The organism is Streptococcus oralis, assembly GCF_001578945.1.
Taxonomy (GTDB): domain Bacteria; phylum Bacillota; class Bacilli; order Lactobacillales; family Streptococcaceae; genus Streptococcus; species Streptococcus oralis_Q.
In genome coordinates this window covers 194,023-204,583 of the sequence record NZ_KQ969552.1, presented here as the reverse complement: position 1 = coordinate 204,583, position 10,561 = coordinate 194,023, and the positions used below count along the sequence as shown (strand labels likewise).

7 protein-coding genes are annotated in these 10,561 nt (G+C 42.4%); all 7 read left to right on the top strand.

Features of this window, described 5'->3' with window-relative positions:
• The coding region (gene recG, locus SORDD16_RS06390; RefSeq protein WP_081215167.1) for an ATP-dependent DNA helicase RecG at positions 1-1,583 on the top strand (1,583 nt) is incomplete at its 5' end.
• 317 nt (positions 1,584-1,900) lie between these two features.
• Positions 1,901-2,881 carry an acetylxylan esterase gene (locus SORDD16_RS06385; protein ID WP_061452780.1) on the top strand — a complete coding sequence of 327 codons (981 nt, stop codon included), beginning with the start codon at positions 1,901-1,903 and terminating at the stop codon, positions 2,879-2,881.
• Between the two features lie 329 nt (positions 2,882-3,210).
• Complete coding sequence (locus tag SORDD16_RS06380) at positions 3,211-6,330, top strand: SIALI-17 repeat-containing surface protein (protein ID WP_061452779.1); 3,120 nt, start codon at positions 3,211-3,213, stop codon at positions 6,328-6,330.
• A gap of 245 nt (positions 6,331-6,575) precedes the next feature.
• Positions 6,576-7,274, top strand: coding sequence for an N-acetylmannosamine-6-phosphate 2-epimerase (locus SORDD16_RS06375; RefSeq protein ID WP_061452778.1), 699 nt, complete (start codon positions 6,576-6,578; stop codon positions 7,272-7,274).
• A gap of 114 nt (positions 7,275-7,388) precedes the next feature.
• Positions 7,389-8,717: an extracellular solute-binding protein gene (locus SORDD16_RS06370; RefSeq protein ID WP_061452777.1), complete on the top strand. Its 1,329-nt coding sequence runs from the start codon at positions 7,389-7,391 to the stop codon at positions 8,715-8,717.
• A 218-nt stretch (positions 8,718-8,935) separates the two neighbouring features.
• Positions 8,936-9,802 (top strand): carbohydrate ABC transporter permease, encoded by an 867-nt coding sequence (locus SORDD16_RS06365; RefSeq protein ID WP_001209417.1) that lies wholly within the window; start codon positions 8,936-8,938, stop codon positions 9,800-9,802.
• A 15-nt stretch (positions 9,803-9,817) separates the two neighbouring features.
• Positions 9,818-10,561 (top strand): carbohydrate ABC transporter permease (locus SORDD16_RS06360; RefSeq protein ID WP_241734022.1); only part of this gene is annotated, 744 nt, incomplete at its 3' end.

Genomic DNA, 10,561 nt, shown 5'->3' with positions numbered 1-10,561 from the left:
GAATCAGTCAGGCAGGGCTGGTCAAGGTCATCAAGACAGCTTTTGATCAAGGACTGGCCCTCTTGATTGAGGAAAATCTTCCCCAGTCTTTACTTGATAAATACAAACTCATGTCCCGTTGTCAGGCTGTCCGCGCTATGCATTTTCCTAAGGATTTGGCAGAATACAAGCAGGCACTTCGCCGTATCAAATTTGAGGAACTCTTTTATTTCCAAATGCAATTGCAGACGCTCAAGTCTGAAAACAGAGTTCAGGGAAGCGGTCTAGTTCTAGATTGGTCTCAGGAAAAAGTGACAGCTGTGAAAGAAAGTCTGCCATTTGCCCTGACTCAAGCTCAGGAAAAGAGTTTGCGGGAAATTTTGACCGACATGAAGTCCGACCACCACATGAATCGCCTCCTGCAAGGAGATGTGGGGAGCGGAAAGACGGTGGTCGCTGGCTTGGCCATGTTTGCGGCGGTGACGGCTGGCTACCAGGCGGCCCTCATGGTGCCAACAGAAATCCTAGCAGAGCAACACTTTGAGAGTTTACAGAACCTTTTTCCAGACTTGAAACTCGCTCTCTTGACAGGTTCTTTAAAAGCTGCAGAAAAAAGAGCAGTCTTGGAGACCATTGCCAAGGGGGAGGCCGACTTTATTATCGGGACTCATGCTCTGATTCAGGATGGGGTGGATTATGCTCGTCTTGGCTTGATTATTATCGATGAGCAGCACCGTTTTGGTGTGGGGCAAAGGCGTATTCTGCGAGAAAAAGGAGATAATCCTGACGTTCTCATGATGACGGCGACGCCCATTCCACGAACCTTGGCTATCACAGCCTTTGGAGATATGGATGTTTCTATTATCGACCAGATGCCAGCAGGGCGGAAGCCTATCGTGACACGTTGGATCAAACATGAGCAACTGCCTCAGGTCTTGACTTGGCTAGAGGGGGAAATTCAAAAAGGTTCTCAAGCCTATGTCATCTCTCCCTTGATTGAAGAATCTGAAGCTCTGGATCTGAAAAATGCCATTGCCTTATCAGAAGAGTTGACAGCTCATTTTGCCGGCAAGGCAGAAGTAGCTCTTCTACACGGTAAGATGAAGAGTGACGAAAAAGACCAGATTATGCAGGAATTCAAAGAGAGAAAAACGGATATTTTAGTATCTACAACGGTTATCGAGGTTGGGGTTAATGTTCCCAATGCGACCGTCATGATCATCATGGATGCCGATCGGTTCGGTCTCAGTCAGCTTCACCAGCTCAGAGGCCGTGTCGGTCGAGGGGACAAGCAATCCTACGCTGTTCTCGTTGCCAATCCCAAAACCGAGTCTGGGAAAGACCGCATGCGCATCATGACAGAAACCACCAATGGATTTGTCTTGGCCGAGGAAGATTTGAAAATGCGGGGTTCTGGTGAGATTTTTGGAACCAGACAGTCAGGACTGCCAGAGTTTCAAGTGGCTGATATTATCGAAGATTTTCCGATTTTAGAAGAAGCCAGAAAGGTTGCCAGCTACATTAGTTCTATAGAAGGTTGGCGAGAGAATCCAGAATGGCGCATGATTGCTCTCCACCTAGAAAAGAAAGAACATCTGGATTAAGCCTTTTCTAAGAAATCTATAAGCTAGCTTTTAGGTTTGGGTCTTATACTAGAGTCATCAAAAAGAAAGAAGGACTCTCAAATGACTATTAAAGTAACCTACCAAAAGAAATTCCAAACCGTCAAACTAGAGAAAGGAGCTAGCACCTATTAATACACAGAGAGCGGAAACGCTCTCTTTATTTTTAAAACTACTTTCAGACGCTCTGTTTGAAGTTAGAGGATCTAAATATTCTCTCTATTTCCTTTTCTTTCTTGCATTGCTTTCTTAGATATGCTACAGTTGTGATAGCGATTACAAAACTAAGGGAGCATGCTATGAAAAATCCAGCTTTGCTAGAAGAAATCAAGACTTATAAAGGAAGGGATGAGGTTCCAGAAGACTTTGACGCTTTTTGGGATGAAGAAGTCAAAAAAGTTTCATCTTTTCCAGCCTACCATTTGGAGGAAAGAGATTTTCATATTCCACAAGTCAAGTGCTATGAGCTAACCTTTGAGGGAACTAATGAAGGCAAGGTCTATGCACGCGTCGTCCTTCCAAAGAGTGAGGAGAAAGTTCCCTTAATTTTCCATTTTCACGGCTATATGGGACGTGGCTGGGACTGGGCCGATATGCTGACCTATACTGTGGCTGGTTACGGTGTTGTTTCTATGGACGTTCGTGGCCAGTCGGGCTATTCGCAAGACGGCATGTGTTCTCCACTAGGAAATACGGTGAAGGGGCATATCATCCGTGGTGCTGTGGAAGGTCGAGACCAGCTCTTTTATAAGGATGTCTATCTGGACATTTACCAGTTGATCGAAATTATTGCCAGTCTGCCTCAGGTAGATGAGAAAAGACTTTCAAGTTATGGTGCCTCACAAGGAGGTGCTTTAGCCCTGGTTGCAGCAGCTCTCAATCCTCGGATTCAGAAAACAGTTGCCATCTATCCCTTCTTGTCAGACTTTAGACGGGTGCTTGAGATTGGCAATACCAGTGAAGCTTATGACGAACTTTTTCGATATTTCAAGTTTCACGATCCCTTCCATGAAACAGAGGAGGAAATCATGGCGACTCTTGCCTATATCGATGTGAAAAATCTTGCCCATCGTATCAAGGGTGAGGTCAAGATGATTACGGGCTTGGATGACGATGTTTGCTACCCTATTACCCAGTTTGCGATTTACAACCGTCTGACCTGCGACAAGACCTATCGCATCATGCCAGAGTATGCTCATGAAGCCATGAATGTCTTTGTCAATGACCAAGTCTACAACTGGCTCTGTGGTAGTGAGATTCCTTTTAAATATATGAAGTGATGAATGAGAGAGTTTAGTAGCTCTCTTTTTTATGTCCAAATCCTGAAAGTACTTTTAGAAAATTCAAAATATTAAAATATTCTTAAAAGTAAAATCTATTCTATGATAACATAGATATAAATATAAGACTTTATTGTATAATAAAGGAAAAGTCACTTGTGAAAGGAGGAAATTTCCCACTGTTTGGTCAGAGAGTAAGAGCAGTGGGCGTTTGAAGAATGAGATCTCATTCAGTCGGTTACTTTCTTTTTACTTGTTTAGTTGGAGGAACTAAAAATTTTAAGAAAAAAAGAAAGCGTTTTATTTGTGAAGAATATGAAAGGTAGAAAATGAAGTATAGGGATTTTGATCGAAAACGACGATATGGCATTCGGAAATTTGCAGTTGGAACAGCTTCTGTACTAATTGGTACAGTTGTATTTGGAGTTTCGCCAGCTTTAGCCCAAGAACAGGGAAAAGTAGTAGCGCCAAGTACTGAAAATGTGGAAAAAGGCAAAGACCAATCATCAGAAGAGGCGCCTAAAGAAGCCGTAGTAGCAAATGCATCTGATGCTGATAAGAATGTAGCTGAGACTGAACTTGATCAAGATAAGCTCAAGAAGCAGGTAGAAGAAAAGATAGGAAATGCAACGGAAACAGCCCTAAAGGAAGAAGAAAAATCAACAGATTCAAATGCTATTCCTCGTGATTATTATTCAAGGGATTTGCAAAATGCCACTCCAGTCCTAGAAAAAGAAGATGTTGAAACTAATGCTTCAAATGGTCAGAGAGTTGATCTTTCAAGCGAATTAGAAAAGCTAAAGAAACTTGAAAACGCAACAGTCCACATGGAGTTTAAGCCAGATGCCAAAGCTCCAGCATTCTACAATCTCTTTTCTGTGTCAAGTGCTACTAAAAAAGATGAGTACTTCACTATGGCAGTCTACAATCAAGTAGCCTTGATTGAGGGGCGCGGTGCCAAAGGGGAGCAATTCTATGATAAGTATACGGATGCTCCTTTACAAGTACGCCCTGGACAATGGAATTCAGTGACTTTTACAGTTGAAAAACCGACAGCAGAATTACCAAATGGCCGAGTGCGTCTCTATGTGAACGGTGTTTTATCTCGAACAAGTCTGAAATCAGGTAATTTCATCAAAGATATGCCAGATGTAACGCATGCTCAAATCGGAGCAACCAAGCGTGCCAGCAATACAGTTTGGGGAAGCAATCTACAAGTTCGAAACCTAACCGTCTATAATCGTGCCTTAAGCCCAGAAGAAGTTCAGACGAGAAGTCAACTATTTGAAAGAGGTGATTTGGAGAAGAAACTTCCTGAAGGTGCGAAAATCTCAGAGAAAGAAGACGTCTTTGAAGGCGGAATGAACAACCAACCAAATAAAGATGGAATCAAGAGTTATCGTATTCCTGCTCTTCTCAAGACAGATAAAGGAACTCTCATTGCAGGTGCAGATGAACGGCGTCTTCATTCGAGTGACTGGGGCGACATCGGTATGGTCATCAGACGTAGTGAAGATAATGGTAAAACTTGGGGGGATCGAGTAACTATTACTAACTTACGTGACAACCCAAAGGCCTCTGATCCATCGATCGGCTCACCAGTGAACATCGACATGACCTTGACTCAAGATCCTGAAACCAAACGCATCTTTGCCATTTATGATATGTTCCCAGAAGGAAAAGGAATCTTTGGAATGTCTTCTCAAAAAGAAGAAGCCTACAAAGAAATCAATGGCAAAACCTATCAAATCCTCTATCGTGAAGGAGAAAAGGAAGCTTATACCATTCGAGAAAATGGTACTGTCTACACACCAGATGGCAAGGCGACGGACTACCGCGTTGTTGTAGATCCTGTCGAACCAGCCTATAGCGACAAGGGTGATCTATACAAGGGTGACCAGCTATTAGGCAATATCTATTTCACAACAAACAAGACTTCTCCATTTAGAATTGCCAAGGATAGTTACCTATGGATGTCCTACAGTGATGACGATGGGAAGACCTGGTCAGCACCTCAAGATATCACTCCGATGGTCAAAGCTGATTGGATGAAATTCTTAGGTGTAGGGCCTGGAGTGGGGATAACCCTTCGTACTGGACCGCATAAAGGTCGAATCGTCGTTCCAGTCTATACGACCAACCGAGCTAACCACCTCAATGGTTCCCAATCATCTCGAATCATCTACTCAGACGACCATGGTAAGACTTGGTATATGGGTGGTGGTGTCAACGACAATCGCAAACTTTATGATGGTACAGTGATTGATTCAAGCACCATGAACAATTATTATGCTCAAAACACGGAGGCTTCTGTTGTTCAGTTAAACAATGGAGATCTCAAACTCTTTATGCGTGGATTGACAAGAGATCTACAGGTTGCAACCAGTCATGATGGTGGTCTCACTTGGGACAATAACGTTGATCGCTACGATGTACCAGATGTTTATGTTCAAATGGCTGCGACTCATACGGTTCAAAATGGTAAAGAGTATATTCTCTTGGCGAATGCGAACGGTCCAGGTCGTAAAAATGGTTATATTCGAGTGGCTCGTGTAGAAGAAGATGGCCAGTTGACTTGGTTACACCACCATTTGATTCAAGAAGGCGAGTATGCTTATAACTCACTTCAACAAATTGGGCCAGATGAATTTGGACTTTTATATGAACATCATGCGCCTGGAGGTGTTCCATATACACTCTCCTTCAAGAAATTCAACTGGGATTTCTTGACTAAGGAAAGAATTTCTCCTAAAGAAGCAAAAGTGAAATATGCGATTGAAAAATGGCCAGGCATTCTTGCTATGGAGTTTGATTCGGAAGTATTGGTCAACAAGGTACCAACCCTTCAATTGGCAAATGGTAAAACAGCACGCTTCATGACCCAGTATGACACAAAAACCCTCCTATTTACAGTAGATCCAGAGGATATGGGTCAAAAAGTTACAGGTCTGGCAGAAGGTGCTATTGAAAGTATGCATAATTTACCAGTCTCTGTGGCGGGCACCAAGCTTTCGAATGGAATGAACGGAAGTGAAGCCGCGGTTCATGAGGTTCCAGAATTTACAGGCGGTGTGAATGGTGAAGAGGCTGCTGTACATGAAATTCCAGAGTATACAGGACCATTAGGTACAGCAGGTGAGGAACCAGCCCCAACAGTTGAAAAACCAGAATTTACAGGTGGGGTTAATGCTGTTGAGGCCGCAGTACATGAATTCCCTGAGTACACAGGTGGCGTGAATGCAGCCGATGCAGCTGTACATGAAATTGCAGAATATAAGGGAACTGATTCGCTTGTAACTCTTGCTGCAGAAGATTATACTTACAAAGCTCCTCTTGCTCAGCAGACACTTCCTGATACGGGGAACAAGGAGAGTGGCCTCCTTGCCTCACTAGGATTAACAGTTTTCTTCCTTGGCTTGTTTGCAATTGGGAAAAAGAGAGAAAAATAAGAGAATAATTTTAATCATTCGGCTTTGTAAAAATAGAAGGAGGTAGTAGGTTTTTCAGCCTGCTATCTTTTTCTTTCGAGTTGAAGTGTGCTAATAAGAAATTCTAAGATGTCTGAAACTACTTTCAGGATAGTCTGTTCTATAAAATAGTTTTGAAACTGAAATCTATTCCACTACAAGCTATTGAAAGCGCTTAACAAATGATATATAATAAGCACATAAGAACAAGAAAGGGAGGAAAGAGGATGCCACAGATTAGCAAAGAAGCCTTGATTGAACAAATCAAAGATGGAATCATTGTCTCTTGCCAGGCACTTCCTCACGAACCGCTTTATACAGAAGCGGGAGGAGTCATTCCCTTGCTAGTCAAAGCGGCTGAGCAAGGTGGAGCGGTCGGTATCCGAGCAAACAGTGTTCGCGATATCAAGGAGATCAAGGAGGTTACGAAACTCCCGATTATCGGGATTATCAAACGTGACTATCCGCCGCAGGAGCCATTCATTACAGCTACTATGAAAGAAGTTGATGAACTGGTTGAACTAGATATCGAGGTCATTGCTCTGGATTGTACCAAACGTGAACGTTACGATGGTTTGGAAATCCAAGACTTTATCCGACAAGTCAAAGAAAAATATCCGCATCAACTCTTGATGGCTGATACCAGTACTTTTGAAGAAGGAATTGCAGCAGTTGAGGCAGGTGTTGATTTTGTTGGAACAACCCTATCAGGTTATACCTCTTATAGTCCTAAGGTAGATGGTCCAGATTTTGAATTGATCAAAAAACTCTGCGATTCCGGTGTGGATGTCATCGCTGAAGGAAAAATTCATACACCAGAACAAGCCAAACAAATCCTTGAATATGGGGTGCGAGGCATCGTTGTCGGTGGAGCGATTACTAGACCAAAAGAGATTACGGAACGCTTTGTTGCCGGTCTTAAATAACATAATCTCAAAACAGAGGAGAGTGGTCGATGCGTCGGAGAAAATAAAAACGTATACAAATAGAAGGTTACTCACTATCCAATATGGATACGCTTATCAATTAGGAGAATACAAATGAAATTTAGAAAACTAGCTTGTACAGTACTTGCGGGTGCTGCGATTCTTGGCCTTGCTGCTTGTGGTAACTCTGGTGGAAGTAAAGATGCTGGAAGTTCTAGTAGCGATAGCGGAAAAACAGAAATCACTTGGTGGGCATTCCCAGTCTTCACACAAGAAAAAACGGGTGACGGTGTTGGAACTTATGAAAAATCAATCATCGAAGCCTTCCAAAAAGCCAATCCAGATATTAGTGTCAAATTGGAAACCATCGACTTCAAGTCAGGTCCTGAAAAGATCACAACAGCCATCGAAGCAGGAACAGCGCCAGACGTACTCTTTGACGCACCAGGGCGTATCATCCAATACGGTAAAAATGGTAAATTGGCTGAGTTGAACGACCTCTTCACAGACGAATTCGTCAAAGATGTCAACAACGAAAACATCGTACAAGCAAGTAAGGCTGGAGACAAAGCTTACATGTATCCAATCAGTTCAGCTCCATTCTACATGGCTATGAACAAGAAAATGTTGGAAGATGCTGGAGTTGCAAACCTTGTAAAAGAAGGTTGGACAACAGATGACTTTGAAAAAGTTTTGAAAGCGCTTAAAGATAAAGGATATACTCCAGGTTCATTGTTCAGTTCTGGTCAAGGGGGAGACCAAGGAACACGTGCTTTCATCGCAAACCTTTATGGCGGTTCTGTAACAGATAAAGATGTAACCAAATATACAACTGACGATCCTAAATTCGTCAAAGGTCTTGAAAAAGCCGCTAGCTGGATTAAAGACGGTCTGTTGAATAATGGTTCACAATTTGATGGTGGAGCAGATATCCAAAACTTTGCGAACGGTCAAACTTCATACACCATCCTTTGGGCACCATCTCAAAATGGTATCCAAGCGAAGCTTTTGGAAGCAAGTAAGGTAGATGTGGTAGAAGTACCATTCCCATCAGACTCTGGTAAACCAGCTCTTGAATACCTTGTAAATGGATTTGCAGTATTTAACAACAAAGACGACAAGAAAGTCGCAGCAGCTAAGAAATTCGTTCAATTCATCGCAGATGACAAAGAATGGGGTCCTAAAGACGTTGTTCGTACAGGTGCCTTCCCAGTTCGTACTTCATTTGGCAAACTTTATGAAGACAAACGTATGGAAACAATCAGCAGCTGGACTCAATACTACTCACCATACTACAACACTATCGATGGATTTGCTGAAATGAGAACACTTTGGTTCCCAATGTTGCAATCTGTGTCAAACGGTGACGAAAAACCAGCGGATGCTTTGAAAGCCTTCACTGAAAAAGCTAACGAAACCATCAAAAAAGCTACAAAACAATAAGCACTAAGTCAGATTGATTCCCCCTTTTCCCTGTGCACTATGGTGTAAGAAAAGGGGGACTTTTGTTTGAAATGGTAGGAACTGTCACGAAATTAAAATGAAGTTCTTACATAAGCGAATCTTAAAAAATTTCATTTTGGTTTTAAAACAGTTCAAGAAAATCAAAAACTATTCTATTTGAAAGAGAGGTGCCGACTGTGAAAGTCAATAAAATTCGCATGCGGGAAACAGTGATTTCCTACGCTTTCCTAGCACCAGTGTTGTTCTTCTTTGTCATCTTTGTCTTGGCTCCTATGATTATGGGATTCATTACAAGTTTCTTTAACTACTCCATGACCAGTTTTGAGTTTGTGGGATTGGACAACTACATTCGTATGTTTAAAGACCCTGTCTTTACCAAGTCTTTGATCAATACCGTCATCTTGGTTATTGGATCTGTACCGATTGTGGTTCTCTTCTCGCTCTTTGTGGCATCTCAAACTTATCACCAAAATGCTATTGCTAGATCTTTCTATCGTTTCGTCTTCTTCCTTCCTGTAGTTACAGGTAGTGTTGCCGTAACGGTTGTATGGAAATGGATCTATGACCCCCTATCAGGGATTCTAAACTTTGTCCTTAAGTCAAGCCACATCATCAGCCAAAACATTTCTTGGCTCGGTGATAAAAACTGGGCTTTGCTAGCGATTATGATTATCCTTTTGACAACATCTGTTGGTCAACCGATTATCCTTTATATCGCTGCCATGGGGAATATTGATAATTCACTTGTTGAAGCAGCGCGTGTTGACGGTGCGACTGAGTTTCAAGTCTTCTGGAAGATCAAATGGCCTAGCCTTCTTCCAACAACTCTTTACATCGCGATTATTACGACTATCAACTCATTCCAATGTTTCGCCTTGATTCAGTTGTTGACTTCTGGTGGTCCAAACTACTCAACAAGTACCTTGATGTACTATCTTTACGAGAAAGCCTTCCAATTGACAGAATACGGCTATGCCAATACCATCGGTGTTTTCTTGGCAGTCATGATTGCCATTGTCAGCTTTGCTCAATTCAAGATCCTCGGAAACGACGTAGAATACTAAAGAAAGGAGACAGTTATGCAACCTACACAAAAGAAACCTTTAACAGCTTTCACTGTTATTTCAACGATTATCTTGCTCTTGTTGACCGTGCTGTTCATCTTTCCATTCTACTGGATCTTGACAGGGGCCTTCAAATCACAGCCTGATACCATTATGATTCCGCCACAGTGGTTCCCTAAAATGCCAACCATGGAGAACTTCCAACAACTCATGGTGCAAAACCCTGCTATGCAGTGGATGTGGAACTCTGTATTTATCTCACTGGTAACCATGTTCTTAGTCTGTGCAACCTCTTCTCTAGCAGGTTATGTCTTGGCTAAAAAACGTTTCTATGGTCAACGCATCCTCTTTGCAGTCTTTATCGCTGCCATGGCACTTCCAAAACAAGTTGTCCTTGTACCATTGGTACGTATCGTCAACTTCATGGGAATTCACGATACACTTTGGGCAGTTATCTTGCCTTTGATCGGATGGCCATTTGGGGTCTTCCTCATGAAACAATTCAGTGAAAATATCCCGACAGAGTTGCTTGAATCAGCTAAAATCGACGGTTGTGGTGAGATTCGTACCTTCTGGAGCGTAGCCTTCCCAATTGTAAAACCAGGATTTGCAGCTCTTGCGATCTTTACCTTCATCAATACTTGGAACGACTACTTTATGCAGTTGGTTATGTTGACTTCACGTCAAAACTTGACCATCTCACTCGGAGTTGCGACCATGCAGGCCGAAATGGCGACCAACTATGGTTTGATCATGGCA